We start from the raw sequence: 26785 nt of genomic DNA, 5'->3' as shown, positions 1-26785 counted from the left end.
CTCATTGTCCGGCATCCGTGGTGCGTTCTGCCACGGGCAGCGATGCCCCGGCGCGGGTGTCGGAGGCGGTCACGGAGCCGGTCACGATGCCGGGCGCGGTGTCGCTCCCGGCTCCGGACCCGGACCCGGACCCGGACCCGGACTCGGACCCCTTCGCGCCCCGGTCGGCCGCGCCCCCGTCCGTCGCTTTCCCGGTGCGCGGATTCGGCAGGAAGGCCGCCACCAGCGCGGCGGCCACCAGGGACGCGACACCGCAGACGGTGAGGACGACGCTCATGCCGTGCAGGTACGCGGCGTCGGCTGCGGTGGCCAGCGCGCGGTCGCCCAGGGAGGCGGCGACGGCGTGGGCGCCGACGACGGAGTCCTTGGCGGTGTGCGCGGCGGCCGAGGACAGGCCGCTGGTGTCCAGCCGTCCGGTGTACCCGGCGGCGAGAACGCTGCCGAGGATGGCGACGCCGATCGCGCCGCCGGTCTGCCGCAGCGTCTGGAGCAGTCCCGAGCCGCTGCCCGCGCGCTCGCGGGGGAGCGCGCCGAGCGCGCTGTCCATGGCGGGCACGATGGCGAGGCCGAAGCCGAGCCCGGCGATCGACAGCCACAGGGCGGTGACGCCGTAACCGTCACCGACGCGCGTGGTGCTGCCGAGGAAGGCCGCGCCCGCCAGGACGGCGAGTCCGCCGACGATCACCGGCCGCGGGCCGAACCGCTTGACCAGCGGGGAGCCCGCGCGGGCGGCGAACATCAGCCCGCCCATCATCGGCAGCAGCCGCAGACCGGTGCCGAACGCGTCGTAGCCCAGGGAGGTCTGGAGGTAGGACGGCAGGACGAAGAGCAGCCCGGTGAGGATGAAGGTGACCAGGGTGGCGGCGACCGCGTTCCACACGAAACCGCGCTGCCGCAGCAGGGTCAGGTCGAGCATCGGCCTGCTCACCCCGCGCTCGCGCAGCACCAGCCCGGCGATCAGCGCGACCCCGCCGAACAGCACCAGCAGCACCAGCGGGTCGCCCCAGCCCCGGTCGGGCGCCTCGATGATTCCGAAGACCAGGGCGCCGAGGCCCCCGGCGGCGAACACCGTGCTGGGGACGTCCACCCGGGGCGCGGCGGGGTCGCGGGTCTCGGGCAGCAGCGTCATGCAGGCGACGACGCTCAGGCCGACCAGCGGGATGTTGATCAGGAAGACCGAGCCCCACCAGAAGTGTTCGAGCAGCGTGCCGCCGATGATCGGGCCGAGCGGCATGCCGAGCGCCATCGCGGTGGACACGATCGCGACCGCCCGCGAGCGCTCCTGCCCGCTGAACATCGACGGCAGCACCGACAGCGCCAGCGGCATGATGAAGGCCCCGCCGACGCCCATCACCGTACGGGCGGCGATCACCGGTCCCGGGCTGTGCGCCAGCACGCCGAGCATCGATCCGGCCAGGAACACGACGAGGCCCGTGACCAGCATCCGGCGCCGTCCGAACCGGTCGCCCAGCAGGCCCGCCGGGAGCATCGCGGCGGCGAAGACGACGGTGTACGAGTCCACGATCCACTGCATGTCGCCGGTGTCGGCACCGATCTGCGCGGACATCGTCGGCAGCGCCACGTTGAGGATCGTCGTGTCGAAGCTGAGGACGAGGACGCTGGCGATGATCGCGAGCAGCGCCAGCCAGCGCCGCGGGTCCGCCTGCGGCGGGGCTTGCGCGTCCGCCGGGGACGGGGCCGGGGAGGAAGAGGTTGCCATGACGGCTCCTGAAGGTCTGTGTCAAATGAGAGTGACTCCTAAAAAAGAGTAGCTGTCAGATCGCCGCATGGGAACCCGTGCGGGCGGGCGCGTCCGCGGATGGGTGTCGACGTACGCGTACGCACCGGCGTACGCGCCCTCACTCACCCGCGGGCGCGCGCCGACGTGCGGGCGTACGAAAAAACCCGCCCCCGTGGGGACGGGCGCGGGTGGGTGAAGGGGCGGGCGGCTGCGGCCCGGCGGATTACGCGTGCTGGTAGGCGACCAGCGAGATGCCGACGTAGTGGACGATGAAGGCGACCAGCGTGAAGGAGTGGAAGACCTCGTGGAAGCCGAACCAACGCGGTGACGGATTCGGCCGCTTGAAGCCGTAGACGACGGCACCGCCGCTGTAGAGCAGGCCGCCGACGATGACGCAGACCATGACGGCCACGCCGCCGGTGCGCAGGAAGTCCGGCAGGAAGAAGACCGCGACCCAGCCGAGCGCGATGTAGCACGGGGTGTAGAGCCAGCGCGGGGCGCCGACCCAGAAGACGCGGAAGGCGATTCCGGCGAGCGCGCCCGCCCAGACGACCCACAGCAGCGCCTTCGAGGTGTCGCCCGGCAGCAGCAGGATCGCCAGCGGCGTGTACGTGCCCGCGATGATCAGGAAGATGTTCGCATGGTCAAGTCGTCGCAAAATCGCTTCGCCCCGAGGGCCCCAGTTGCCCCGGTGGTAGAGCGCGCTCACGCCGAACAGCGCGCACGCGGTCACGGTGAAGACGCCGCAGGCGATCCGTCCCCTGGTGCTCTGGGCGAAGGCGGTGAGCACGACTCCCGAGACGAGCACGGCGGGGAACATCCCCGCGTGCAACCACCCTCTGAGCTTGGGTTTCACGGGGATCGGCAAGTCGACGCCGTCGACGGTGGGGAGCACCTCTGAAGTGTCGTTGCCAAGGGCCATGCCGTCAATCCTACCTACGGTCGCGTAAGTTACCTGTTAGTAGATTCAAAGGTGGCGCGGGACACTCCCGGAGTGGTGATGCTCACTCGCGGCGCCCTGGACAGAATCATTTGACGGGGCCCACACTCATATGAGTGCGGTCGGTACCGGATGAGCACTCCACGAACGCGTCCGGGCCGCAGCCCCCAAGGGGCCGAGAACCAAACCCTCAATTTGTGACGCCGGTTCTGTGCGGACCCGGCGGGACGGAGCGATCGTGGCGCGCGGTATTGCGGCTCCCACCAACCATCAGGAACTGACCCGCTGGGTCGGCGAGATCGCCGAACTCACCCAGCCCGACGAGATCGTGTGGTGCGACGGCTCGGAGGCGGAGTACCACCGCCTGGCCGGAGAACTCGTCGCCAAGGGCACCTTCACCAAGCTCGACCCGACCCTGCGCCCCAACTCGTACTACGCGGCCTCCGACCCCTCGGACGTGGCGCGGGTCGAGGACCGGACCTTCATCTGCTCGGAGAACGAGGCGGACGCGGGCCCGACCAACCACTGGAAGGCCCCCGCCGAGATGCGGGAGATCTTCACCGGCGACAAGGGCGTCTTCCGCGGCTCGATGAAGGGCCGCACGATGTACGTCGTGCCCTTCTGCATGGGCCCGGTCGGCTCACCGCTGTCCGCCATCGGCGTGGAGATCACCGACTCCGCGTACGTCGCCGTCTCCATGCGCACGATGACCCGGATGGGTCAGGCCGTGCTGGACGAACTGGGCACCGACGGCTTCTTCGTCAAGGCCGTGCACACCCTGGGCGCCCCGCTCGAAGAGGGCCAGGCCGACGTGCCGTGGCCGTGCAACACCACCAAGTACATCTCGCACTTCCCGGAGAGCCGCGAGATCTGGTCCTACGGCTCCGGCTACGGCGGCAACGCCCTGCTCGGCAAGAAGTGCTACGCGCTGCGCATCGCCTCCGTCATGGCCCGCGACGAGGGCTGGCTCGCCGAGCACATGCTGATCCTCAAGCTCACCCCGCCCAAGGGGGGACCCGAGGCCGTCAAGTACGTCGCCGCCGCGTTCCCCTCGGCCTGCGGCAAGACCAACCTCGCGATGCTGGAGCCCACCGTCCCCGGCTGGACCGTCGAGACCATCGGCGACGACATCGCCTGGATGCGCTTCGGCGAGGACGGCCGCCTGTACGCCATCAACCCCGAGGCCGGTTTCTTCGGCGTGGCGCCCGGCACCGGAGAGCACACCAACTCCAACGCGATGAAGACGATGTACGGCAACTCCGTCTTCACCAATGTCGCCCTCACCGACGACGGCGACGTGTGGTGGGAGGGCATGACCGAGGAGCCGCCCGCGCACCTCACGGACTGGAAGGGCCAGGACTGGACGCCGCAGTCCGGCACGCCCGCCGCCCACCCCAACGCCCGCTTCACCGTCCCCGCCGCGCAGTGCCCGATCATCGCGCCCGAGTGGGAGGACCCGCGCGGCGTCCCGATCTCCGCGATCCTCTTCGGCGGACGCCGCGCCTCGGCCGTACCGCTGGTCACCGAGTCCTTCGACTGGCAGCACGGCGTCTTCCTCGGCGCCAACGTCGCCAGCGAGAAGACCGCCGCCGCCGAGGGCAAGGTCGGCGAACTGCGCCGCGACCCCTTCGCGATGCTGCCGTTCTGCGGCTACAACATGGGCGACTACTTCGGCCACTGGGTCTCGCTCGGCAAGACGCACGACGCCGCCAAGCTGCCGAAGATCTACTACGTCAACTGGTTCCGCAAGGACGCCGCCGGGCGCTTCGTCTGGCCGGGCTTCGGCGAGAACAGCCGGGTCCTGAAGTGGATCGTCGAACGCCTCAACGGCGAGGCCAAGGGCGTCGAGACCCCGATCGGCATCCTGCCGGCCCCCGGCGACCTCGACACCGAGGGGCTCGACATCTCCCAGGACGACCTCGACCTGCTGCTGTCCGTCGACCGCGAGGTCTGGAAAGAGGAAGCCGCCCTCATCCCCGCCCACCTCGAAACCTTCGGCACCCACACCCCGCGCGAGCTGTGGGACGAGTACGAGTCCCTGGTGGCGCGCCTGGGCTGACGTGGGGGGCGCGGATCGCCCGCGCCCCTTCGCGGTGACCTCCCGCGCTCCTTCGCCGTACCCCTCCCGGACGCCGTACCTCTTACGGCACCTGGCTGTAGCCGCCCAGGAAGTCGCCGATGCGGGTGACCGCGTCCGTCAGGTCCTCCTTGGCGGGGAGGGTGACGAGGCGGAAGTGGTCGGGGTCGGGCCAGTTGAAGCCGGTGCCCTGGACGACGAGGATGCGCTCGGCCCGCAGGAGGTCGAGGACCATCTGCTGGTCGTCCTTGATCTTGTGCACCTTGGGGTCGAGGCGCGGGAAGGCGTAGAGGGCGCCCTTGGGCTTCACGCAGGTGACGCCGGGGATGGCGGTCAGGGCCGCGTACGCCGCGTCGCGCTGCTCGGTCAGCCGGCCGCCGGGCAGGACGAGGTCCTTGATGGACTGGCGCCCGCCGAGGGCGGTGGCGATGGCGTGCTGCGCGGGCACATTCGCGCACAGCCGCATGTTCGCCAGGATCGTCAGACCCTCGATGTAGCTGGTCGCGTGGTCCTTGGGGCCGCAGACCGCGAGCCAGCCGCTGCGGAAGCCCGCCACCCGGTACGCCTTCGACAGACCGTTGAAGGTCAGGGTCATCAGGTCGGGGGCGATGGCGGCGAAGGGGGTGTGCGTCGCGTCGTCGTACAGGATCTTGTCGTAGATCTCGTCGGCGCAGACGATCAGCCGGTGCCTGCGGGCGATCTCGGCGATGCCGCGCAGCATCTCGTCGTCGTACACGGCGCCGGTCGGGTTGTTCGGGTTGATGATCACGATCGCCTTGGTGCGGTCGGTGATCTTCCGCTCGATGTCGGCGAGGTCCGGCTGCCATTCCGCCTGCTCGTCGCAGCGGTAGTGCACGGCCGTGCCGCCGGACAGCGAGACCGACGCCGTCCACAGCGGGTAGTCCGGCGCGGGCACCAGCACCTCGTCACCGTCGTCGAGCAGCGCCTGCATCGACATCTGGATCAGCTCCGACACCCCGTTGCCGAGGTAGACGTCCTCGACGTCCAGGTCGATGCCCTTGGTCTGGTAGTGCTGCATCACCGCGCGGCGCGCCGGGAGGATGCCCTTGGAGTTCACATACCCGTGCGCCGTCCCCAGCGACCTGAGCATGTCCTCCAGGATCTCCGGCGGGCACTCGAACCCGAACGGCGCCGGATTCCCGGTGTTCAGCTCCAGGATGCGGTGACCCGCCGCCTGAAGCCGCATGGCCTCTTCGAGGACCGGGCCCCGGATGTCGTAGCAGACGTTGGCGAGCTTCGTGGACTGGATCACCTGCATGCCGGTCACCTTACGGCCACGTCACGCGGACCGCTCGGTGTTTTCCGCCACGCACCGGCGGACCCGGGGGCGCGGCTGCCAGACTTGGACGGTGTCCTCCCCAGCGGCCGGACCGCCGCCCATGTCGCCGTACGCGACGCCGTACGCATTCCCGTACGGGTCCTCGTACCCGCCGGTGACCCCGCCCGCGTTCGCTCTGCTCAACGACGAACCCGTGGCCGACGAGACGCGCGACCTGCTCGGCGCCAACCGGGCCGCGGCGCAGCTCACCGGACTGCTGGTGGCCTCGCGCGACGCCACGCCCTTCACCCTCGCGGTGGACGCCGGATGGGGGATGGGCAAGAGCAGCCTGATGCGGCTGGTCGACGTACGGCTCCAGCGGTTCCCCGACGTGCACACCGTCTGGTACAACGCCTGGACCTCGACCGGCGGCGACGCCCTCGAAGGGCTCATCAAATCGGTGCTCAACCAGGTCGACCCCAGCATCCTGCGGCGCGCCCTGCGCCGGATCAGGGCGGGCGGCGCCCTGATGGGCCTGTTACGGGCGCTGACCGTCGTCGCCGCCGGGCCGCTCGGCGTGGCGGGCATGGTCGACGAGCTGTGGAAGCGCCTGTCGATCGACGCGGGCGCCCGCAACGGCATGCGGGACGCGCTGCGCGACATGGTCGGCGAGTGGACCGCGACGCGCGGCTCCGCGCCCGGCGGCAAACTCCTCGTCATCTTCATCGACGACCTCGACCGCTGCTCGGAGCAGACCTTCCTCGCCGTCTGCGAGGCCGTGAAGGTCTACCTCGACGTGCCGGGCCTCGCCTTCGTCATCGGCTGCGACCGCGCCGCGATCGGCCCCGGCGGACTGCTGCCCGATCTCTCGCCCGCCGGGGCCGCCTTCGTGGAGAAGATCTTCCAGACCAGCTACCGCATCCCCGCGCCCAGCGGCCGGGAGATCCAGGCGTACGTCCGCTCCTGCGCCGAACTGGCAGGTATCGACCACCTGTTGGACCCGCACCTGGTCGAACTCCTCGCCTACCGCGCCGCCCGCAACCCGCGCCGGGTCAAACGCCTGCTCAACGGCCTGCTGTTGGAGGCGAGCCTCAACCCGGTCTGGGCGGGCATCCGCCCCGAGGCCGTCATCCGCACCCTGCTGCTCCAGTACCTCTATCCCGACTTCCACCGCATGATGACGGCGCCCGCCGGGCCCGGGGACGACGCCGACGTGGTGCGCGAATTCCGCACCTACCGCCGGGTCCGCACCCGCCTGTGGTCCCCGGCGCCGCTCGCCGACCCCGACCGTCCGATGGTCGCCGACTTCCTGCGCGCCCACTCCCTGCCGCCGCTGCACGGGCACGAGGACCACGGCACGGTCCTCGCCGACCTCGAAGCCCAGCTCCCGGTCGGCTTCCCCGACCTGGCGGGCGACCCCGCCTTCGTCTCCCTGGTCGAGGACCTGGTGGCGCTGCCCGAGTCCGAACTGGTGCTGCGACGGCTGCGGCAGGGCACCGAGGACGGCGAGGCGGCGCCGTATCCGCCGCTGGCCGGTCCGTGGGAGAGCGCGCCGCAGCCCGCGGCCGGGCCGGAACCGGCCGGGGACCCGGTGGCGTCACCGGGGCCGAGCGGATCGTCGGTCGACTACGGCGATACGGGGGTCGGCACGCCGCCGTACCCGGGGCCCGTGCAGGGGTACGGGCAGGGGCCCGTGCAGGGGTACGTGCCGGGGTACGGCTACCCGCGCGGTGACGGGTCGCCGTACGAGCCGGATCCGCTGGAGCGGCCGCAGTCGGTGAGCCCCGCGCTCGACGACCCGGAACTGGCCGGATACGGCGCCGACGCACCGGCCTGGCACGCGCCGCAACAGGGTTCCGGCTACCCGGCCGGGACGCCGGAGCGTACGTTCGCGCTCGCGGTGGCGGCGGGCTTCGCGCGGGGCAGAGGCCGTGCCATCGCCCAGTTGCTGACGGTGAGCTCCGCCGTGCTCCCCGCCGACACGGAAGCCGAACTCGTCCAGATCTTCGCCGAACACCGCCCCGCCCTGCTGCTCTGCCACGCGGGCTTCGCGGACGAGCCCGCCAAGGGCTTCGCGCTGGTACGCGGTGTGAGGTCACGCGGCTACGCGGGTCCGGTGATCTTCTACTCCGGGCGGATCACGCCCAACGACCGGGCCGCCGCCGGGGCGTTGGAGGCGGTCATCACCGACGACCTGACCGCCGTACCGGCGATCGCCGAGACCCTCACCTCAGGGACTCTCGCCCCAGGGGGCCTCATCCCCGGGCCGTTCGCCGACCAGCCGTTCGCCGCGCCTCGGTCCGCCGCACCGAGCGTCCCGCCAGCACGTCCGTCCGACGGGCGTCCTCGATGACGAACCGGCCGTCGATCAGGACGTACGGGACACCGGTGGGCAGGGTGCGGGGGCGGTCGTACGTGGAACCGGCCGCGACGGTGGCCGGGTCGAACAGGACCAGGTCGGCGCGGTAGCCCTCGCGGACCAGGCCGCGATCGGGCAGCCGCAGCCGGGCGGCGGGCCTGCCGGTCAGATGGGCCACGCACTCCTCAAGGGGCAGCACCCCCAACTCCCTGACGTAGCGGCCCAGATACTCGGGGAAGGTGCCGTACGCGCGCGGGTGCGGCTTGTCGCCGCGCAGGATGCCGTCGGAGCCGCCGGTGTGCACGCGGTGCCGCATGATGGCCCGGACGTTCTCCTCGTGGCCGACGTGCTGGAGGATCGTGGTGGCGAGCCGGTCCTCCAGCAGGAGCCGCCGGGCGGTCGCGAAGTCCGCGATCCTGCGCCCGACATGGGCGGCCAGCGAGCGCTCGCGCACCCCGGCGACCTCGATCACCGACCAGTCGACGGGGACGCCGTGGCTGCCGTCGGCGCCGTCCACCTCCATCACCCGGCGGATGCGCGCCGCCGTCGCGTCGTCGCGCAGCCGGGCCAGCGTCGCCTCGGGGCCGCCCTCGGTGGCCCAACTGGGCAGCATCGCCACGAGGGTTGTGGAGCCGGGGAGGTAGGGGTAGCTGTCCAGCGAGATGTCCGCGCCTGCGGCCAGGGCCGCGTCCAGCAGCGCCAGCAGTTCGGGGGCGCGGCCCTCGTTCTCCGGGAAGTTCATCGTGGCGTGCGCCAAGTGCAGGGCGCAGCCCGCCTGTTCGGTGAGCGCCACCATCTCCTCGTACGCCCGCAGTGCGCCCGCCCCGTACGACCTGTGGTGCGGGCAGTAGTAGCCGTCGTACGCCGCCACCACCCGGCACAGCTCGGTCAGTTCGGCGTCCGACGCGTACATCCCCGGTGTGTACGTCAGCCCCGACGACAGGCCCACCGCGCCCTGGGCCAGGCCGTCGGCGACCAACTCCTTCATCCGTGCCAGCTCCGCCGCCGTGGCCGGGCGGTCCTCCCAGCCCAGCGCCAGCATCCGGACCGTGCCCTGCGGCACCAGATACGCGGCGTTGACCGCGATGCCCCGGTCCAGCCGGTCCAGGTACTCGCCGACGCTCCGCCAGTCGAACTCCACGTCCGAGCCGTCGCCGTTCCACCCCGCGATCTGGGCCCGCACCTGCGCCAACGTCCGGTCGTCGACCGGCGCGTACGACAGGCCGTCCTGGCCGAGGACTTCCAGCGTCACGCCCTGTGCCGCCTTCGCCTCGTGCGACGGGTCCCGCAGCAGCGCCAGGTCGCTGTGCGCGTGCATGTCGATGAACCCCGGCGCCAGCGCCAGACCCTCCGCGTCCACCACCCGTCTCGCCGTGAGCCGCCGCCCCCCGTCCTTCCGCCGGATCTCCCCGACCCGGCCCCCCGCCAGCCCCACGTCCGCCACATACGACGCCGCCCCCGTTCCGTCGATGACGCGAGCGTCGCGGAACACGAGATCCATGGCGGGGCCTTTCATGTCGTCACGGTTGCCACTCATCACCGCCGGGCCTGGTCCTCAATCGCCGGACGGGCTGGTCGGCTGGCGGGGGTTGCGTCGTCGGTCGCGGGTCGGGCTGTGTGTTGCTTCGCGCTGGTCGGCTGGCGGTGGGCTTCGTCCTCGGTCGCCGGACGGGCTGGTCCGGCGCTTCTGGCGCGCCCGCCCAACCGGCCGCCCGTGCCCAGGGTTCGGACCCGGCGGTCGTCCCGTCCGGACCCGAGCCGCCTTCCCGCCCATCCCGGCGGCCTCCGCCGAGCCCGTCCGGTGGGGGGCGAAGCCTGCGTCCGCGCCGCGCCGTCCGCGCCAGACGGTCCGGGCCGTCCGGGCCCAGCTTCCGGCGCGGGACGCGCCAACCCCCCCCTTTCAGCCCGTCCGGCGATTGAGGACATGGGGGGCGGGTGGGTTAGAAGAAGGTGCGGATGTAGGCGGGGACGGTGGCGTCGGGGGCGGTGACCGGGATGAGGGGCCACTTGTCGAAGGTGGTGCAGGGGTGGGAGAGGCCGAGGGCGACCCAGTCGCCGACGGCAAGGGGGTCGGAGGCGGGCACGGCCAGCCAGGTGTGCTGGTCGGACAGGGCGGTGACGGTGAGCCCGTCCGGCGCCGGACGCGGACCGGCGTCGGCGCCGCGAACCGTCCGGACGGACGGCAGCCCGAGATCGTACGGCGCGTCGCGCTTCCCGGCGTTGAGGAACGCCTGGGTGGGCGAGGGCCGGGAGACGACCTGGGCCCAGAGCCGGAAGGCCGGTTCGAGGGCGCCCTCGTCCGGGACCCGGTTGAACGGGGTGCGCCGCCGGTAGTGGTCGTCGTCGTGCGTGACGTACGCCCCGGAGCGCAGCAGCTTCAGGACCGGCCGGGACATCGCGGGCACGTCCGCGAAGACCTCCGCGACGAGGTCGAACCAGGCGGAGCCCCCGGCGCTGACCACGATCTGCTCGGCGTCCCCGAAGAGCCCGTCGGCGTCGAGGGCACCGGCGAGCGCGACCAGCCGCCGCAGCCAGGCACGTACCCGCCCGGGGTCGGCGTCCGGCACCTCGCCCTCGTACCCGGCGACGCCGGTCAGCCGCAGCGTGCCGGTCGCGGCGACGGCCGCCGCGACGGCCGCGCACTCGTCCTCGGTCCTGACACCGGTCCTGGCGCCCTCGCCGCCCGCGAGCTCGACCACGACGTCCAGCCGCCGCCGCGTCCCGGCGTCCCGCAGCGCCGCGTCCATCAGCTCGACACCGCGCACGGAGTCGACGTACGTGACGACGGTGAGGCCGGGGTCGGCGTCGAGCTGACCGCCGATCCAGCGCAGCGCCACCGGGTCGACGACCTCGTTGGCGATGAAGATCCGCGGCACCCCGAACGCCCGGCACACGCGCGCCTGGTGGGGTACGGCGACGGTGATCCCCCAGGCGCCGCGCGCGAGTTGGTCGGCGAAGAGCTGCGGGGCCATGGACGTCTTGCCGTGCGGGGCGAAGGACAGGCCGTGTTGGGCGGTGTACCGCTCCAGGAGGTCGAGGTTGTGCGCGAGGGCGGCCTGGGACAGGACGAGGACGGGCGTGGTGAAGCCGCCGTCGAAGAGGCCGCGGCGCTGGTCGGCCAGCTCGCCGACGGTCAGCCCCTCGGCGTCCGGCGGCAGCCCCTTGAAACGGTGGTCGACCCGCTCCTCGCGCAGCCCGGCCGCCAGCGCCGCCACCCGCTCGGCACCGGCACCGGCTCCGGCACCGGCTCCCGTGCCGACCCCGGCCCCGGCCCCGCCCGCGTGTCCGCCCACGTCCTCCGTCATCGAACCTCCCGAGTTGCAACATATGCAACGGCCGTTGCATACAGTGATGCAAGCTGTCTAACATCCCCGCGAGTGCCTGGTCAACGGTGCTCCTGCCCACCAGGCCACCGCCGCTCCCGCCGCGGCCCGCAGAAGTGAGTGACCGCCGTGACCGTACCGACGAGCCCGAGCGCCGCCCCCGGCGCCGCCGACTTCGACGTCGTCTGCCTCGGCGAGTCCATGGTCACCTTCGTCCCCTCCCGCCCCGGCCGCCTCGCCGACGTGCCCGCCTTCCACCGCGCGATCGGCGGCGCCGAGTCCAACGTGGCCTGCACCCTGGCCCGCACCGGCCACCGCGCCCGCTGGATCAGCCGCGTCGGCGCCGACGGCTTCGGCGACCACCTGGTGGAGACGATCGCCGCGGCCGGGGTCGACGTCAGCGCCGTACAGCGCGACCCGCACCGCCCCACCGGCGTGTACTTCCGTACGGCGGGTGAGCGCGCCGTCGGTACGGACGCCCCCGCCGACCGGGCCGAGGTCGTCTACTACCGGGCCGGTTCCGCCGCCTCCGCGCTCGCCCCCGACCTCGTCGCCCGCGCCGACGCGTGGAGCGGCCGGGTGCTGCACCTCACCGGCATCACCGCCGCGATCTCCGCGACCTGCGCGGAGCTGATGCGCGGCCTCACCCGCCGCGCGCCGGGACGCCCGCTGGTCTCCTTCGACGTCAACCACCGCCCGGCGCTGTGGCGCGACGCCGACCCCCGGCGCACGCTCGACCTCGCCCGCGGCTGCGACCTCGTCTTCGTCGGCGAGGACGAGGCGCAGGCCGCCTGGGGGCTGCCGGACGCGGCCGCGGTACGGGCCGCGCTGCCCGAGCCGCGGACGCTGGTGGTCAAGCAGGGCGAGGAGGGCGCGACCGTCTTCGACGGCGACGAACGCCGTCACGTCCCCGCCCTCGCGGTCGACGTCGTCGCGCACGTCGGCGCGGGCGACGCCTTCGCCGCCGGGTACCTGTCGGCGGCCCTGCGCGGCCTGCCCGTACGCGACCGCGTCAGGCACGGCCATGTGCTGGCCGCCGCCGCGCTGACCGAGCCGGGCGACCTCGGCACGCCGCCCGGCCGCGCCCGCGCCGACGCGCTGGTCGCCCTGGACGACGCGGCATGGGGGAGACTGCGGCTGGGCGCCGGGTGGACGGCGTCCGGAGATCGTGCGCCCACGACGACGGAGGAGGGACCGCGGTGAGCCAGACGGTCGACCGCGCGCTGAGTATCCTGCCCCTGCTGGCCGAGGGCCCGGCGGGGCTCGAACAGGTCGCCACCCGGCTCGACGTCCACAAGTCCACCGCGCTGCGGCTGCTGCGGACCCTGCACGAACACGGCCTGGTCTACCGGCAGCAGGACCAGCGCTACCGGCTCGGCGCCCGCCTGTTCGCCCTCGCCCAGCAGGCCATCGAGACCCTCGACATCCGCGGCATCGCCCACCCCCACCTCGCCGCGCTCAACGAACGCACCGGCCACACCGTGCACCTCGCGGTGTACGAGCAGGGCGAGGTCGTCTACATCGACAAGGTCGAGAGCCGCTATCCGGTACGGATGTACTCCCGGATCGGCCGCCCGGTCGCCATCACGGTCGCGGCCGTCGCCAAACTGCTCCTGGCCGACCTGCCCGAGCCCGAACGGCGCTCGGTGGCCGAGCAGTTGGAGTACCCCCGCTACACCGCGAAGTCCACGCCCGACGCCGCCGCGTTCCTCGCCGAACTGGCCCGCGTCCGCGAACAGGGCTGGGCCACCGACCTCGGCGGCCACGAGGAGTCCATCAACTGCGTCGGCGCGCCCCTGCGCGGTCCCGACGGCCGGGTCTGCGCCGCCATGTCGCTCTCGGCCCCCAATGTCGTCGTCCCCGCCGACGAACTGCTGCGCCTGCGACCGCTGTTGCTGCGGACGGCCGAGGCCGTCAGCCGCGACCTGTCGGGAAGCGCGCCCGCGCCCGCATCTGTACCCGTACCCGTATCCGTATCCGCGTCTGTACCCGCACCAGATTCAGTGAAGGACAACTCCGCATGAGCAACGGCCAGAAGACCGCGATCGTCCCGGCCACCCACACGGCGCCGCCCGCCAAGTTCTCGCACGGCGTCCGCAAGGGGAATCTCCTCCAGGTCGCCGGCCAGGTCGGCTTCCTCCCGGCCGTCGAGGGCCAGCCCCCGACGCCCGCGGGCCCCGGCCTGCGCGAGCAGACCCTCCAGACCCTCGCCAACGTCCAGGCCGTCCTCGAAGCGGGCGGTGCCACCTGGGAAGACGTCATCATGATCCGCGTCTACCTCACGGACACGGACCACTTCGCCGAACTCAACGCCATCTACAACGAGTTCTTCGCCTCCCTCGTCGAGCCCCCCGCCGCCCGCACCACCATCTACGTCGGCCTCCCCGCCGGCCTGCTGATCGAAATCGACGCCCTGGCCGTCCTGGGGTGACGGCTCCTCCCGCGCGGGAGGAGAGCTTTCGGGGCGCGGGGAACGCGTCGGGGGCGCCCCCTGTCCCGCGGGTGCGAGACAGGGGGCGCCCCCTTGGAGCGGACTCCGTGTTACGGCATGCCGTGCACGTGGGCCCCGACGCTGTTGGACCAGGCGTTGCCCGCCGAGGCGTCCCAGTTGGTGGACCAGGTCATGGCCCCGCGGATGGTGGGCCAGGTGGTGGACGGGTGGAAGGTCCCGCACCCGGTGCCCTTGGCGAGGCAGTCGAGCGCGTTGTTGACGACGGTCGGGCTGACGTAACCGGAGCCCGCGGCGCTGGTGGACGCCGGGGTGCCGATGCCGACCTGGGACGGGGAGAGCCCGGCCTGGATGGCGGTGCAGGCCAGGGTCGTGATGAAGTCCACCGTGCCCTGGCTGTAGACGCCGCCGTCGCAGCCGTTCATCGAACCGCTGTTGTAGTACTGGGTGTTGACGACGGTCAGGATGTCCTTGATCTTCAGCGCCGTGGCGAGGTAGTCACTGCCCGCCGAGAGCATGTCGATGGTCTGCGGCGCCATCGTGATGATGAGCGACGAGCCCGCCTTGGCGCTCAGCGCGCGCAGTGCCTGCGGCATGTAGGTGGTGTCGATGCCGTTCTCGAGGTCGATGTCGACGCCGTTGAAGCCGTACGTCTGCATCAGCGTGTAGACGCTGTTGGCGAAGTTGGTGGCCGAGGCGGAGTCACGGACCGAGATGGTGCCGTTCTGACCGCCGACGGAGATGATCACCTTCTTGCCCGCGGCCTGCTTGGCGGCGATGTCCGCCTTGAACTGCGCGGTGCTGTAGTTCAGCGCCGGGTCGAGGGTGAACGAGACCGCGCCGGGCGTGGTCGTCGCGTCCGCGAAGGCGACGGCGATGATGTCGTACTGGCTCTGCACCTGCGCGATGGTCTGCACGGTGGCGCCGTTGTTGAAGTTCTGCCAGTAGCCGGTGACCGCGTGCTTGGGGATGCTGCTGGTGGGCGGGCTGGTCGGCGGCGTGGTGGGAGGCGTCGTGGGCGGGGTGGTGGGAGGTGTCGTGGGGGGAGTGGTCGGCGGCGTCGTGGGAGGCGTCGTCGGCGGGGTGGTCGGCGGGGTCGTGCCCGTACCGCCGGGGCCCGACAGCGAGATGTCGTCCGCGAAGTACGCGGGCTGCGCGTACCAGCCGTGGGTGTAGATCGTCACGGACTTGGTGTTCGCGCCGGTGGTGAAGCTGACGCTGAGCTGCTGGTACGAGGAGGCCGACGGCGTCCAGGTGGACGGGTCGGTGCCGCCGGTGCCGGTCGCGCCCAGGTAGACGTACGATCCCTGCACCCAACCGCTGAGCGTGTACTGGGAGTTGGGCTGCACGCTGACGACCTGGGAACACTGGCCGGTGTCGCTGCTGGTCGGGGTGGCCTTGAGGGCGGCGGAGCCGGAGTGCACCGGGCTGGAGACGGTGCTGCCGCTGCCCGCGGTGCAGGTCCAGCCGGAAAGGCCGCTCTCGAAGCCGGGGTTGGCGGCGAGGTTGGTGGTCGCGGCGCTGGCGCTGCCCATGTCGACGAGCGCGACACCGGTGCCGATCACCGCGGCGGCGCTCAGCCCCGCGATACCTCGGCGGAAGAACGTCGAGCGGACGAGCTTTGATCTGTGCTGGGCATGGCTCGCTTGATTCGCGTGCGATGCACGTTCCACGACTGCCTCCTGGGGGCAAGGAGTTGGGGGGTAGTGGGAGTGCGGTGGCGCATGACATGACGTACGGACGTGAACGGGTGACCTGAAGTGCCGACGTGCGGAGCAATGTGAAGCGCATGCAGAAAACAGATGACAGGGAGAAAGTTGGTCCAGACCAATTCGGTTGTCAAGACCTCCGCCGGACACCTGTCGTTCACCACTTCCGATCCGCAACTTTCCGCACCCAAGCCGCTACACATCGATAAGCTGACGACCGCGAATCGCCAGGTACCGGCCACCACCGGGCGCAGGAGGGGAGGTTCCGCATGCCGAGCGTCATCACCGTCACCTCTGACGATCTCTCGCTCTCGCTGGAAGAGCAGTTGACGCGCACCACGACCGCGCTCGACACGTACGGGCACCTCATCGCCCTGGCACCGGCCGAACCGGCCGACCCCGCCAGGCGCCGGATGCACACCGTGCGGTCCGCCCTCGAAGCCGACCGGATAGCGATCGTCCCCAGCCCGCTGCCCCCGCTGGCCATCGCCCTGCTCGCCGAGCAACTGCGCCAGCTCTCCGGCACCGACCTCGGCCCCGGCGTCCTCGCGGGCGCCGCCCGGCTGCTCACGTACTACCTGCACTCCGGCGCGCTGCTCGGCTCCGTCGCCAAGCTCGACCGCGTCCCGGTCGGCGTCGGCGCCCACGTCAAGTCCCTCGTGCCGGGACGGCACTTCGCCGTCGTCGCGCACCCCGAGCCGTACCTGGCCGAGGCCGAACCGGGCACCGTACCGCCGGGACCCGGCTACCAGACACAGCTCGCCGTCGCGGGCAAGGGCGTCGACCCCGCCTGGGTCACCGGCCCGCTCGCCAGCGGCTGGCACGCCCAGCACCTGCGCGAAGTGCCGCTGCCGACCGACTCCCCACGCTGGTGGGGCACGTCCCGACTGGTCGAATTCACCGCCTACATCGCCGATGTGGGCATGCTCTACCAACTCGTCACCTCGGTACGGCGCGACACCTGCACCTGGTGCGGGCTCGAAGTCATCGGTGACCAGTGCTTGTTCTGCGCCACACGGCTGGGGGATCGTACGGCTCCGGCGAAGCACGCCGCCGCCCGGCCGGGGCGCGAGGTCGAGACACCGCGCCGCCCCCAACTCGAACCCCACAAGCGATAGGTCCGCCCGCACATGAACTCACGTCAGCGTCGTGGTGTCGTCCTCCTCGTGATCTCCGTGATCTGCGCGGTGGCCGCCTTCGCGGGAGTGCTCGCCGTCGTCAGCGACGCGCGGTCACAGGTCGGACCGAAGGTCACCGCGTACGAACTCAGCGCCGACGTACCGGCGTACCAGGCGCTGACCGCGTCCCAGGTGCACCGGATCCGGATACCGAAGCGCTGGCTGCCGGACACCGCCGTACGCGATCTCGGCCAGCTCCAGGGCAAGATCGCCGCCGTGCCGCTGCGCAAAGGCTCGCTGCTCCAGTCCGACATGGTCGCCGCCCGGCCCGAACTCCAGGCCGGACAGATGGAGATCGCCATCATGATCGACGCCGAGACCGGCGTGGCGGGCAAGATCACCCCCGGCGCCCGGGTCAACATCTTCGCCACCTTCCAAGGCCGCAAGGACACCGACCCCGACGTCTCGAAGATCATCGTGTCCGGCGCGCAGGTCATCGACGTCGGCGAGATCAAGGCCTTCGACAAGAGCGAGAACGCCCAGCGGCTGTCCACCGAAGGCGTGCCGATCACCTTCGCGCTCAACGCCGGGGACGCCCAACGCGTCGCCTACGCCGAGTCGTTCGCGGAACACGTACGCCTCGCCCTCGTCGCTCCAGGTGACAGCTCCGCACCCTCGCAGACCGACCGCACGTACACCCTTGGCGGCGACGGCGGCACCGGAGGCAAGCCGTGACCGTACGCATCCTCGCCGGAACCGCCGACCCCGACGCCGCGCGCGCCCTGCTCGGCCTGCTCGGCCAACTGCCCGGCGCGGAACCGGCACCCGCGCTCGGCGACTCCACGGCGCTGCTCGAAACCCTCACGCGCGCCGCCGAGGCCGGGATCGACGAACTGCCCGAGGTCGTCATCGTGCAGGAGGGCATCGGACCGATGCCCGCCCTCGACCTCATCCGCGACGTCGCCCTGCGCTTCCCCGCCATCGGCGTCGTCCTGCTCACCGCCGACCCCAGCCCCGCCGTGCTCGCCGCCGCCATGGACTCCGGCGCCCGAGGCGTCGTCGGATTCCCGCTCTCCTACGACGAGTTGGGCGCCCGCGTCGAAGCCGCCGCCACCTGGTCGGCCGGCGTCCGCAGACACCTCGGACCGCAGCGCGCCCTGCCCGCCGTCGCGGGCGGCACCCTCATCGCCGTCGCCGGGGCCAAGGGCGGCGTCGGCACCACCGTCACCGCCGTCCAACTCGCCCTCGCCGCCCACGCGTCGGGCCGCTCCACCGCCCTGGTCGACCTCGACCTCCAGGGCGGCGACATCGCGTCCTACCTCGACGTCCAGTTCCGCCGCTCCATCGCCGACCTCGCCGACATCGCGGACGTCTCCTCCCGGGTCCTGCACGACGCCATGTACGTCCACGAGTCCGGCCCCGCCCTGCTGCTCGCCCCCGCCGACGGCGAACGCGGCGAGGACGTCACCGACCGCTCGGCCCGCCTCGTCCTCGCCGCACTCCGGCAGCGCTACGAAGTCGTCGTCGTGGACTGCGGCACCCAGATGACCAGCGCCAACGCCGTCGCCGTCGAGGTCGCCGACGCCGCCGTCCTCGTGCTCACGCCCGACGTCATCGCCGTGCGCGCCGCCAAGCGCATGGTCCGCATGTGGGACCGGCTCCAGATCCGCAAGCCCCAGGACACCACCGCCGTCGTCAACCGCCACACCCGCGGCACCGAGATCCAGCCGTCGCTGATCGGCCGCATCACCGGCACCCGCATGGCGACCTCCGTCATCCCCGCCGGATTCCGCGAACTCCAGGCCGTCATCGACGCCGGCCGCCTCCAGGACCTCGACGCCCGCTCCACCGTCAAGGCCGGAATCTGGGCACTGGCAGGGGAGTTGGGCCTGGTCAGCGGCGCGACGCTGCCCGCCGCACGCGGGAAGAAGCAGCGCCGCGAGCGGTCCGAACGCGGCGACCGGGGCCAGGTCACCCTCGAAACCCTCGGCATGACGCCGATCATCCTCATCACCCTGCTGCTCATCTGGCAGGCGGTGCTGGCCGGTTACACCTTCACGCTCGCGGGCAACGCCGCCGATCAGGCGGCCCGGGCCGCGGCGGTGGGTTCCGACGCCTCCGCCGCCGCGAGCAGCGACCTTCCCAGCGCGTGGGGGCCAGGCGACACCTCGGTCAGCCGCGCGGACGGCACCGTCTCGGCGACCGTCACCCTCAAAATGCCCCTCCTCATCCCCGGCATCGGCGACTTCGTCCCCATCTCGGGCCACGCGAAGACGCTGGACGAAACGGCCAAGCGATGAAGCGCTCCCGCCGCCGGGCTCCCGCAGCCCGTACCTCCGCCGTGCGCGCGGTTCCCCGCGCCCCTTCGGGGCCCTCCCGGCGCGGGTTCGGGGGCGGCGCCCCCGAGAGGCACCGCGGGTCCGCCCGGGACCGGGGAGTGGCATCGCTCGAATACCTCGGAATGCTCCCGTTCCTGCTCCTGATCGCCCTCGCGGGCATCCAACTCGGCCTCGTCGCGTACTGCGGCGAACAGGCCGGCACAGCGGCCCGTACGGCGGCCAGGACCGCCGCGCAGGCGGGCCCGAACGGGGGAGAGGCGGCCGGCCAGCAGGCCGGCCAGGCGGCGGTGAGCGACTGGCTGACCGCGACGATCCGGTTCACGACGTCCGACACGACGACCGTGACCGCGCAGGCCACGGTGAAGGTCCCGTCCGTCCTGCCTGGCGTCAGCTTCTTCGACCCCGTGAAGCGCTCCGCCACCATGCCGAAGGAGGACACGACACGATGAGCCTCCGTGCCCGCCTCGCCGTCGAAGAGGCGACCCCGCAGACGCAGGAAGGCCACATGGTGGCCGTCTACCGCGCGAAACTGCTCCAGGAGATCGACCTCGCGGAGATGTCGGCGCTCGCGCCGGGCGAGCGCAGGGCCCGGCTGGAACGGGTGCTCGGCCACATCATCAGCCGCGAGGGCCCGGTGCTGTCCACGGCGGAACGCGCCGCGCTGATCCGCCGCGTGGTGGACGAGGCGCTCGGCCTCGGCATCCTGGAACCGCTGCTCGAAGACCCCACCGTCACCGAGATCATGGTCAACGGCCCCGACAAGATCTACGTCGAGCGCGGCGGCCGGGTCGAGGCGGTCGCCGCCCGCTTCTCGTCGGCGGAACAGCTCCTCCAGACCATCGAGCGGATCGTCTCCACGGTCAACCGCCGTGTGGACGAGTCGAATCCGATGGTCGACGCCCGGCTGCCGTCGGGCGAGCGCGTCAACGTCATCATCCCGCCGCTGTCGCTGACCGGACCCACGCTCACCATCCGCCGCTTCCCGCGCGCGTACACGCTCCAGGAGCTGATCGGCCTCGGGACGCTGGACGAGCACATGCTGTTGCTGCTCTCGTCGTTCGTGCGCGCGAAGTGCAACATCATCGTCAGCGGCGGTACGGGCTCGGGCAAGACCACGCTGCTCAACGCGCTGTCCGGGCTGATCCCCGACGGCGAGCGGATCATCACGGTCGAGGACGCGGCCGAACTCCAGCTCCAGCAGGAGCATGTGATCCGGCTGGAGTCGCGCCCGCCCAACGTCGAGGGCGAGGGCCGGATCACGATTCGCGACCTCGTACGCAACTCGCTGCGGATGCGCCCCGACCGGATCATCGTCGGTGAGGTCCGCGGCGGCGAGACCCTCGACATGCTCCAGGCGATGTCCACAGGACACGACGGCTCACTGGCCACCGTGCACGCCAACTCCGCCGAGGACGCGGTGCTCAGGCTCCAGACGCTCGCGTCGATGAGCGAGGTCAAGATCCCCTTCGAGGCGCTGCGCGACCAGATCAACAGCGCCGTGGACATCCTCGTCCAGCTCAACCGCCACATCGACGGCACCCGCAGGATCGGCGAGATCGCCGTCCTGTCCTCCCGCGGCCGTGACGTCTTCCGGCTCACCTCCGCCACCCGCTTCCGCGCGGAACCGCTCGGCGTCGACCGCATCGTCCGCGGCTGGTACGAACACCGGCCCGTCCCGCGCGAGATCGCCGAGCGGCTCTACCTGTCCGGCGAACACGTACCCGCCGCCTTCGGCATCGGCGCGAGCGAACTCGAACTCGACAGCAGGGAGGCGAAGTGAGCGCCGTTCCGGAAGAGTTGACGGCGGTCGCGGCCCCGCCCGGCAGCGGTCTCCCACACCTGGCAGCGAGCCCCGGATTCGCCTCGGGACCGTACCCGCTGCTCGTCCTCGGCGTCAGCGTGCTCGCCCTCGCACTGGCCGTGTGGGGCGGCCACGCCTGGCGCGGCGGCAGGGCCGACCGGGCCGCGCTCGTCGACCGGCTCGCCGGCGACTTCGGCGGCGGCCCCCGCGAATCGGCCTTCGCCGGACTCGACCGCCGCGTACGCCGCTACGCCTGGGGCCAGCGCCTCGCGGCCCGACTGGCGGCCACCGGAACAAACTTGACGCCAGGTCAGTTCACCGCGGCCGCGATCGGCGTCGTCCTCGTCGCGTGGGTGCTCGCCGCGGCGGTCCTCGCCCCCTTCTTCGGGCCGATCGCCGCACTCATCGCGGGCTGGTCCGCGTACAGCTTCCTGGAGTGGCGCCGCCGCGTCCGTACCGAGCGCTTCATCGCCCAACTCCCCGAGCTCGCACGCGTCCTGGCCAACGCCACCCAGGCCGGGCTCGCCCTGCGCACCGCCGTCTCCATGGCGGCGGAGGAGCTGGACGCGCCCGCGGGCGAGGAGCTGAAGCAGGTCGCGGACGCGATGGCGGTGGGCCACTCCATCGAGGACGCGCTGGCCGAGCTGCAACAGCGGCTGCCCAGCCGCGAGTTGGTCGTACTGGTCTCCACGCTGGTGCTCTCCAGCCGCGCGGGCGGCTCCGTCGTCGAGTCGCTGCGCAACCTCACGGTCACCCTGGAGGAGCGCAAGGAGACCCGGCGCGAGATCCGCACCCAGATGTCCCAGGTCACCGTCACCGCCTACGCGGTCCCGGTCATCGGCATCGGCTCCCTGCTGCTCCTCAACCAGATCATGCCGGGCTCGCTCAGCGCCATGACCGGCTCCACCGTCGGCCGGATCTGCGTCCTGGTCGCCCTGGGCCTGTACGTGGTCGGCTTCGCGCTGATCCGCCGGATGTCGAGGATCGACGTATGACCGCGACCGTGCACACCTCACGCGGCAACCGGCCGGTGACCGGAGGGAATTCCCGATGCTCCTGATCGGCCTCGTCCTGGCGGCGGTCGTCGCCGCGGGCGTCGTCGGCGTCGTCCACGCCGTCGCACTCCTGCGCGCCGACGTGAAGCTCCCCGACGACCTGGCCCTCGCGCTGGAAGTCGGCAGGACCCGGACGACCCGTACCGGCAACGCCATCGACCGGATCGGCATCCGCTGGGCGCCGATGGTGATGCGGATGATGGGCCCGGCCCGGATCGCCAAAATGCGCGCCCGGATCGACCACGCGGGCCACCCGCACGGCCTCACCGTCGAGCGCTACGCCGCCCGCCGCGCCGTCTACGGCGGCCTCGGCGGCTTCGCGGCCCTGCTGCTGCTCGTCCAAGGGCACTGGATCCTCGCCCTGTTGCTCGCCGCGTACGCCTGGTGGTGGGCCGACCTCGGCATCTGGCTGGCCGTCCGCCGCCGCCGCGACGACATCGAACGTACCCTCCCCGACTTCCTCGACGTCCTCGCCGTCGTCGTCAGCGCGGGCCTCGGCTTCCGCCAGGCCCTGGAGCGCGTCAACGCCGTGTACCAGGGCCCCTGGTCGGACGAGATCCGGGTCGCCCTGCGTCAGATGGACGTCGGCGTCAGCCGCCGCGACGCCTTCGACCAGCTCCGCAGGCGCAACCGCAGCGACCAGGTCGGCCAGTTCGTCACCGCCCTCCAGCAGGGCGAGGAACTGGGCGCCCCGATCGCCCGCACCCTCCTCCAGATCGCCAACGACATGCGCCGCACCGAGGCCCAGAACGCCCGCCGCCGCGCCGCCCGCATGGTCCCGCGCGCCACCGGCGTCATCACCACCATCCTCGTCCCGGCGACCATGATCCTGCTGATCACCGGCACGATCATGGGCTCCCACATCCAGTTCGGCGACACCTTCGGCAGCGGCGGATGACGGGGCGGGTGACGGTTCGTACGCCGGGTCGGGTGATGGGGCGGCCGCCGGGTCGGGTGATGGGGCGGGTGTCGGCGCGGACGACCGGGCGGATGAAGGTCGTGGCCGCCGGACGCGGCGGGCGCGTGACCGGTGACGATGAGCGGAGATGGCGGCCGATGACCGGAGATGAGCGGTTGATGACCTGGCGATTACCGTGATCCGCTGGCCACACAGTGTGATCAACCGGCATGCTGTAAGCGCCAATTGGCGCAGAACGGGCTGCGGATGTCCGAGGTTCGGGTGTACCTTTGCATTCGCAACCATATTTGCACCTGCAATCAGAACCGATCCGCTGCGGACGGCAACACGACCAGCGAGAGGCGGTGCGCCGTGGACACCTACCCCGACAGGTGGAACGCGGCCGTCGCACGCATCCGTCAGGTGACGAAGAATGGGGCGAACGATGATGAACAGGTGGGTAGTCCGGCGCTACACGGACACCGAGATCTGGCTGCGCGACCGCACGGACAGACTCGCGGCCCGGATCGCCGACCGGTCGGCGGACGGGTCGGCCGACAGGGGTCAGACGTCGTTCGAGTATCTCGGGATCGCGGTGGTGATCGCGGTGATCATCGGAGTGCTGGCGGGGACGACGGACATCGGCACGAAGATCAAGGACAGCATCAACTCGATGATCGACAAGATCACCGCCGGAAACGGCAAGTAGGCCGGTTCGGGGATGACCGCGGTCAGACCCTCGGTATCTACATCGTGTCCATGGCCGCGCTGTTCTTCCTGGCCTTCGCGTACTTCGCGGTCGGCCAGGCCGCGGTCGTCCGCAACTCCGCCCAGACCGCGGCGGATTCGGCGGCGCTGGCCGCCGCTCGCGCGGACCGTGATGCCGCGTCCGCCGACTTCCTCGCCGCACTGACCTCGGGCGACCTCGTCCAACTGGGCAAACTGCTGGCGAATTTGGGGTCGCACGACGCGGAGGCGTGCGCTGCCGCGTCCTCGTACGCCGGGCAGAACGACGCCGCCGTGGACGCTCCGGACGGCTGCGGCCGGGCCTCCGGCGTACCGCTCGGATACACCGTCTCCGTCACGACCCTGGGCACGGTCGGCACCTCGGTGGTCGACGGCACCGAGACCAAGCACGCCAAGGCCACCGCCACCGCGGTGGTCGAACCGCGCTGCGGACTTGGCGACAAGGACGGCAACGCGATCGGATTCATTTGCAACGGCGACCATGTGACGGTCGATCCGACGGCGGGCGGCTTCGTGCTGGACCTGTCGACCTTCTACACCGTCCACTTGAGCAAGTGACGGCGGCCGAGCGATGAGGGAACGGGGAACGATGCGATACGGGCACAGGGCGACGATTGCGGTGGCGTTCGCCGCCGGTGCCGCCATCACGCTGGCGGGTTGCGGTGGCGGAGGCGGCGGCGGTGACAAGGCGGACAACAAGCCGTCCACCTCCGCGAGCGCGTCGAAGAACCCTGGATCGAGCGGCGGTGACACCGCCGCGCCGAGCGCCACCGCGACCCAGATCCTCGCCCAGATCAAGGGCGAGAGGGACATCGAGGTCACCATCAACTCGGCCGTGCGGGACTCCGGCGGATTCGTCACGGTCCAGGGGGTTGTCACCAACAACGGCACGAACATCTTCAACGCGGACAACTGGGTCGGCAACGAGACCGCGTTGTCCTCGTCCGGCGCGTCCGTCGCGGGCGCGGTCCTCGTCGACGAAGCCGGAAAGAAGCGCTACTACGTACTGCGCGACACGGACGGCAAGTGCCTGTGCACGATGAAGCTGCTGAGTGTCCAGCCCAAGGAATCCCGCCCCTTCTTCGCCCAGTTCCCCGCCCCGCCGGAAGCCACCACCCAAGTGTCGTTCGAGCTGCCGACGATGCCGCCCGCGAAGATCACGCTCTCGGAGGGGTGAGGACGATGAAGCGCAACGCGTCGCCGCCCGGGGCGGCATCCCGCGCCGGAGGGCAGCGGGCCGCCCTGTCCGCGGGTGTGGTGATCGTGCTGGTGCTGGCCGCCGGGACGGTGGCCGGGGGGACCGCGGCCGTGGCCGACACGAATCCGCCGCCCACGGCCGGTGACAGCACGCCGACGGCCCCCGTGCGGATCGACCCGACGTCGCCAGGACTCAGGCTGCCGGAGGGCTCGACGCTGGCGCCGGCGAAGGTGCTGGACATCGTGTCCGTGACGGACGAGTCGTCGACGAAGGCGAGCCAGCCGGAGCAGCGGCAGGAGACGTCGAACTCGACGGTCACCTACGCGCTCCAGTCGGAGGTGCTGTTCAAGAAGGACAGCGCCGTGCTGTCGCCCACGGCGACCTCGCGGATCCAGGCCATCGCGGACGACATCACCGCACGCCATGTGACGTCACCCATCCGGGTGTTCGGGTTCACGGACAATCTCGGCAGCTCCGAGCACGGCATGGTGCTCTCGAAGCAACGCGCCGACGCCGTTTACCAAGTCCTGGCAACGGAAATGGGCAGCGCCGGTGACCCGTCCCACACGTTTCAGGTCCGTGGGTACGGCGAGGACTACCCGATTGCCGACAATTCGTCCGAAACCGGACGCAGCCAGAACCGCCGCGTCGAGATCACTTTCACGCCACCTGCCGCGTAACGTGCTGAGCGGTCGCTCTGACGCGGTACGGTGTAACTCCCCCCCTCGGGCCGGTTCGCTCTCCCCCCCCTGCGAACCGGCCCGTTTTTCTTTTCCCGCACCCGCACCCGCGCCCGCACCGCACCTGGCACCGCGCTCGCGCCCGTGCCGCTTTCGCGCCTGTCCCGCGCCCGCGCCCGCACCGCACCCGCGTGCCCCCCATAGGCCGCCCCCGCAGGGCCCCCGCGAACGCCACCCTCAGCCCGTCTCCACCCCCGCCGCCCGCAGCGGCCGGTAGGCAAGCCCCAGGCCGCGGTAGAGCCGCAGCGCCAGGGCGCCGCGGTAGAGCCGCAGCGCCAGGGCGTTGGAGTCGTCGACGATCAGGGCGGCGGTGCCGTGAACGGCCAGCGCCTCCGCGACGACGAGCGCGCAGACCTCGCGGGCCAGCCCCCGGCCGCGCGCCGCCGCGGCGGTCGCGACCCCCGCCACGTACCCGACCGTCGGCGCGCACCAGGTGAGCGCGGCGACCGCGGCCAGGCGCCCGTCCGCGCGGGCCCCGGCCCACCGGTCCCGCGCGCCGGGGCGGCCGGGGTAGGCGTACGAGGCGGGGAAGGCGGTGTCCAGCAGGGCGCCCACCTCCGGGGCGGCGCTGTCCGGAAGCCACCGCGCGGAACCGCCGCCCGAGGGGACGGGCCCGACCGGCGGCCCCGTACGGTCCATCCAGCCGAAACCGGCCACCGGCCGCAGCGAGGGCACCGCGCGTACGACCGTGTCGATCAACTCCCGGTCGCCGAGCGGCCGATAGCTCGGGCCGACCTCGCGCAGCACCTCGCGTACGAGCGGGACGGCGTCGTCCGCGGGGCCGGTGACCGCGAGCCGGTCGAGCAGCGACAGGTTCGGCGCCGCCACCGCGACCGCCGCGCCGCGGACGAAGGCCCGGCCCGCGCTCAGGTCCTGCGCCGCCCAGCGGCACAGCGAGTCGTCGGTGGGCAGGTCGCGGAGGCGGCCGATCTCGTGGGTGGAACGGGCGGAAGAGGTCGCGGGCATTCCGCATGCCTATCAAGGAGATGCGGGCCGCCGCATCGTAGATTGC

Annotated in this window: 22 protein-coding genes and 1 pseudogene; 16 read left to right on the top strand and 7 right to left on the bottom strand. The window is 71.9% G+C overall.

Features of this window, described 5'->3' with window-relative positions; translation table 11 throughout:
• Window position 1: 1 nt before the first annotated feature.
• Both ACIQCJ_RS09730 and ACIQCJ_RS09725 read right to left on the bottom strand, forming a co-directional pair.
• Complete coding sequence (locus ACIQCJ_RS09730) at window positions 2–1720, bottom strand: MFS transporter (protein ID WP_402711109.1); 1719 nt, start codon at window positions 1718–1720, stop codon at window positions 2–4.
• A 244-nt stretch (window positions 1721–1964) separates the two neighbouring features.
• Window positions 1965–2663, bottom strand: coding sequence for a hemolysin III family protein (locus ACIQCJ_RS09725; protein WP_391049140.1), 699 nt, complete (start codon window positions 2661–2663; stop codon window positions 1965–1967).
• Between the two features lie 256 nt (window positions 2664–2919).
• On the opposite strand from ACIQCJ_RS09725, the gene ACIQCJ_RS09720 reads away from it, so the two are divergent.
• Window positions 2920–4740: a phosphoenolpyruvate carboxykinase (GTP) gene (locus tag ACIQCJ_RS09720; protein ID WP_355347836.1), complete on the top strand. Its 1821-nt coding sequence runs from the start codon at window positions 2920–2922 to the stop codon at window positions 4738–4740.
• Between the two features lie 82 nt (window positions 4741–4822).
• Here the strand turns inward: ACIQCJ_RS09720 and ACIQCJ_RS09715 are convergent, their stop codons facing one another.
• A complete protein-coding gene (locus ACIQCJ_RS09715) occupies window positions 4823–6037 on the bottom strand; it encodes an aminotransferase class I/II-fold pyridoxal phosphate-dependent enzyme (protein ID WP_391127123.1) in 1215 nt (404 codons plus the stop codon).
• Between the two features lie 91 nt (window positions 6038–6128).
• On the opposite strand from ACIQCJ_RS09715, the gene ACIQCJ_RS09710 reads away from it, so the two are divergent.
• The gene (locus tag ACIQCJ_RS09710; RefSeq protein WP_402711108.1) at window positions 6129–8390 is read left to right on the top strand and encodes a P-loop NTPase fold protein; all 2262 of its coding nucleotides are present in this window, start codon (window positions 6129–6131) and stop codon (window positions 8388–8390) included.
• Here the strand turns inward: ACIQCJ_RS09710 and ACIQCJ_RS09705 are convergent.
• Window positions 8293–9897 (bottom strand): amidohydrolase family protein, encoded by a 1605-nt coding sequence (locus tag ACIQCJ_RS09705; RefSeq protein WP_402711107.1) that lies wholly within the window; start codon window positions 9895–9897, stop codon window positions 8293–8295. The genes ACIQCJ_RS09710 and ACIQCJ_RS09705 overlap by 98 nt on opposite strands.
• A gap of 439 nt (window positions 9898–10336) precedes the next feature.
• Complete coding sequence (locus ACIQCJ_RS09700) at window positions 10337–11701, bottom strand: alanine racemase (protein WP_402711106.1); 1365 nt, start codon at window positions 11699–11701, stop codon at window positions 10337–10339.
• Between the two features lie 147 nt (window positions 11702–11848).
• On the opposite strand from ACIQCJ_RS09700, the gene ACIQCJ_RS09695 reads away from it, so the two are divergent.
• From ACIQCJ_RS09695 to ACIQCJ_RS09685, 3 genes are read left to right on the top strand one after another with little or no spacing between them, the layout of a single operon-like run.
• A complete protein-coding gene (locus ACIQCJ_RS09695) occupies window positions 11849–12922 on the top strand; it encodes a sugar kinase (protein WP_402711105.1) in 1074 nt (357 codons plus the stop codon).
• Window positions 12919–13743: an IclR family transcriptional regulator gene (locus ACIQCJ_RS09690; RefSeq protein ID WP_402711104.1), complete on the top strand. Its 825-nt coding sequence runs from the start codon at window positions 12919–12921 to the stop codon at window positions 13741–13743. Before ACIQCJ_RS09695 ends, ACIQCJ_RS09690 begins: the two co-directional genes overlap by 4 nt.
• Window positions 13740–14150, top strand: coding sequence for a RidA family protein (locus tag ACIQCJ_RS09685; RefSeq protein WP_355347857.1), 411 nt, complete (start codon window positions 13740–13742; stop codon window positions 14148–14150). The genes ACIQCJ_RS09690 and ACIQCJ_RS09685 overlap by 4 nt, the downstream gene beginning before the upstream one ends.
• Window positions 14151–14260: 110 nt before the next feature.
• On the opposite strand, the gene ACIQCJ_RS09680 is transcribed toward ACIQCJ_RS09685, so the two are convergent.
• Entirely contained in the window at window positions 14261–15757 is a 1497-nt protein-coding gene (locus ACIQCJ_RS09680; protein ID WP_391049374.1) for a glycosyl hydrolase family 18 protein, read from the bottom strand.
• 389 nt (window positions 15758–16146) lie between these two features.
• Here ACIQCJ_RS09680 and ACIQCJ_RS09675 point away from each other — a divergent pair, with 389 nt between their 5' ends.
• The 11 genes and pseudogenes from ACIQCJ_RS09675 (at window position 16147) to ACIQCJ_RS09625 (ending at window position 25713) form a co-directional block, all read left to right on the top strand.
• Window positions 16147–16995 carry a hypothetical protein gene (locus tag ACIQCJ_RS09675; protein WP_402711103.1) on the top strand — a complete coding sequence of 283 codons (849 nt, stop codon included), beginning with the start codon at window positions 16147–16149 and terminating at the stop codon, window positions 16993–16995.
• A 12-nt stretch (window positions 16996–17007) separates the two neighbouring features.
• Window positions 17008–17730: a Flp pilus assembly protein CpaB gene (cpaB, locus tag ACIQCJ_RS09670; protein WP_402711102.1), complete on the top strand. Its 723-nt coding sequence runs from the start codon at window positions 17008–17010 to the stop codon at window positions 17728–17730.
• Complete coding sequence (locus tag ACIQCJ_RS09665) at window positions 17727–19295, top strand: AAA family ATPase (protein WP_355347866.1); 1569 nt, start codon at window positions 17727–17729, stop codon at window positions 19293–19295. The genes cpaB and ACIQCJ_RS09665 overlap by 4 nt, the downstream gene beginning before the upstream one ends.
• 137 nt (window positions 19296–19432) lie before the next feature.
• Window positions 19433–19783: a TadE/TadG family type IV pilus assembly protein gene (locus ACIQCJ_RS09660; protein ID WP_355347869.1), complete on the top strand. Its 351-nt coding sequence runs from the start codon at window positions 19433–19435 to the stop codon at window positions 19781–19783.
• Window positions 19780–21114 carry a CpaF family protein gene (locus ACIQCJ_RS09655; RefSeq protein WP_402711101.1) on the top strand — a complete coding sequence of 445 codons (1335 nt, stop codon included), beginning with the start codon at window positions 19780–19782 and terminating at the stop codon, window positions 21112–21114. The genes ACIQCJ_RS09660 and ACIQCJ_RS09655 overlap by 4 nt, the downstream gene beginning before the upstream one ends.
• A 59-nt stretch (window positions 21115–21173) precedes the next feature.
• Window positions 21174–22130 (top strand): type II secretion system F family protein, encoded by a 957-nt coding sequence (locus ACIQCJ_RS09650; RefSeq protein ID WP_391161748.1) that lies wholly within the window; start codon window positions 21174–21176, stop codon window positions 22128–22130.
• A 55-nt stretch (window positions 22131–22185) separates the two neighbouring features.
• The gene (locus ACIQCJ_RS09645; protein WP_355347874.1) at window positions 22186–23088 is read left to right on the top strand and encodes a DUF5936 domain-containing protein; all 903 of its coding nucleotides are present in this window, start codon (window positions 22186–22188) and stop codon (window positions 23086–23088) included.
• A 448-nt stretch (window positions 23089–23536) separates the two neighbouring features.
• A complete protein-coding gene (locus ACIQCJ_RS09640) occupies window positions 23537–23797 on the top strand; it encodes a hypothetical protein (RefSeq protein WP_355347877.1) in 261 nt (86 codons plus the stop codon).
• A gap of 32 nt (window positions 23798–23829) precedes the next feature.
• Window positions 23830–24393: pseudogene (locus ACIQCJ_RS09635) on the top strand (pilus assembly protein TadG-related protein); the annotation flags it as partial.
• 31 nt (window positions 24394–24424) lie between these two features.
• Window positions 24425–25012: a hypothetical protein gene (locus ACIQCJ_RS09630; protein ID WP_402711100.1), complete on the top strand. Its 588-nt coding sequence runs from the start codon at window positions 24425–24427 to the stop codon at window positions 25010–25012.
• 77 nt (window positions 25013–25089) lie between these two features.
• Complete coding sequence (locus ACIQCJ_RS09625) at window positions 25090–25713, top strand: OmpA family protein (RefSeq protein WP_401312923.1); 624 nt, start codon at window positions 25090–25092, stop codon at window positions 25711–25713.
• 237 nt (window positions 25714–25950) lie between these two features.
• Here ACIQCJ_RS09625 and ACIQCJ_RS09620 read toward each other — a convergent pair whose 3' ends face one another.
• Window positions 25951–26739: a GNAT family N-acetyltransferase gene (locus ACIQCJ_RS09620; RefSeq protein WP_402711099.1), complete on the bottom strand. Its 789-nt coding sequence runs from the start codon at window positions 26737–26739 to the stop codon at window positions 25951–25953.
• Between the last annotated feature and the right edge of the window lie 46 nt (window positions 26740–26785).

Source organism: Streptomyces sp. NPDC093221, from assembly GCF_044753885.1.
Lineage (GTDB): Bacteria > Actinomycetota > Actinomycetes > Streptomycetales > Streptomycetaceae > Actinacidiphila.
This window is presented reverse-complemented; position numbering and strand designations above follow the sequence as displayed.

What these genes read in the sequence shown, in the direction of transcription:
- ACIQCJ_RS09630 (WP_402711100.1), top strand. Translation starts at nt 24,425, where the DNA reads ATGCGATACGGGCACAGGGCGACGATTGCGGTGGCGTTCGCCGCCGGT.
- ACIQCJ_RS09685 (WP_355347857.1), top strand. Translation starts at nt 13,740, where the DNA reads ATGAGCAACGGCCAGAAGACCGCGATCGTCCCGGCCACCCACACGGCG.
- ACIQCJ_RS09700 (WP_402711106.1), bottom strand. Translation starts at nt 11,701, where the DNA reads ATGACGGAGGACGTGGGCGGACACGCGGGCGGGGCCGGGGCCGGGGTC.
- ACIQCJ_RS09675 (WP_402711103.1), top strand. Translation starts at nt 16,147, where the DNA reads ATGCCGAGCGTCATCACCGTCACCTCTGACGATCTCTCGCTCTCGCTG.
- ACIQCJ_RS09715 (WP_391127123.1), bottom strand. Translation starts at nt 6,037, where the DNA reads ATGCAGGTGATCCAGTCCACGAAGCTCGCCAACGTCTGCTACGACATC.
- ACIQCJ_RS09645 (WP_355347874.1), top strand. Translation starts at nt 22,186, where the DNA reads ATGCTCCTGATCGGCCTCGTCCTGGCGGCGGTCGTCGCCGCGGGCGTC.
- ACIQCJ_RS09705 (WP_402711107.1), bottom strand. Translation starts at nt 9,897, where the DNA reads ATGGATCTCGTGTTCCGCGACGCTCGCGTCATCGACGGAACGGGGGCG.
- cpaB (WP_402711102.1), top strand. Translation starts at nt 17,008, where the DNA reads ATGAACTCACGTCAGCGTCGTGGTGTCGTCCTCCTCGTGATCTCCGTG.
- ACIQCJ_RS09730 (WP_402711109.1), bottom strand. Translation starts at nt 1,720, where the DNA reads ATGGCAACCTCTTCCTCCCCGGCCCCGTCCCCGGCGGACGCGCAAGCC.
- ACIQCJ_RS09725 (WP_391049140.1), bottom strand. Translation starts at nt 2,663, where the DNA reads ATGGCCCTTGGCAACGACACTTCAGAGGTGCTCCCCACCGTCGACGGC.
- ACIQCJ_RS09620 (WP_402711099.1), bottom strand. Translation starts at nt 26,739, where the DNA reads ATGCCCGCGACCTCTTCCGCCCGTTCCACCCACGAGATCGGCCGCCTC.
- ACIQCJ_RS09640 (WP_355347877.1), top strand. Translation starts at nt 23,537, where the DNA reads ATGAACAGGTGGGTAGTCCGGCGCTACACGGACACCGAGATCTGGCTG.
- ACIQCJ_RS09655 (WP_402711101.1), top strand. Translation starts at nt 19,780, where the DNA reads ATGAGCCTCCGTGCCCGCCTCGCCGTCGAAGAGGCGACCCCGCAGACG.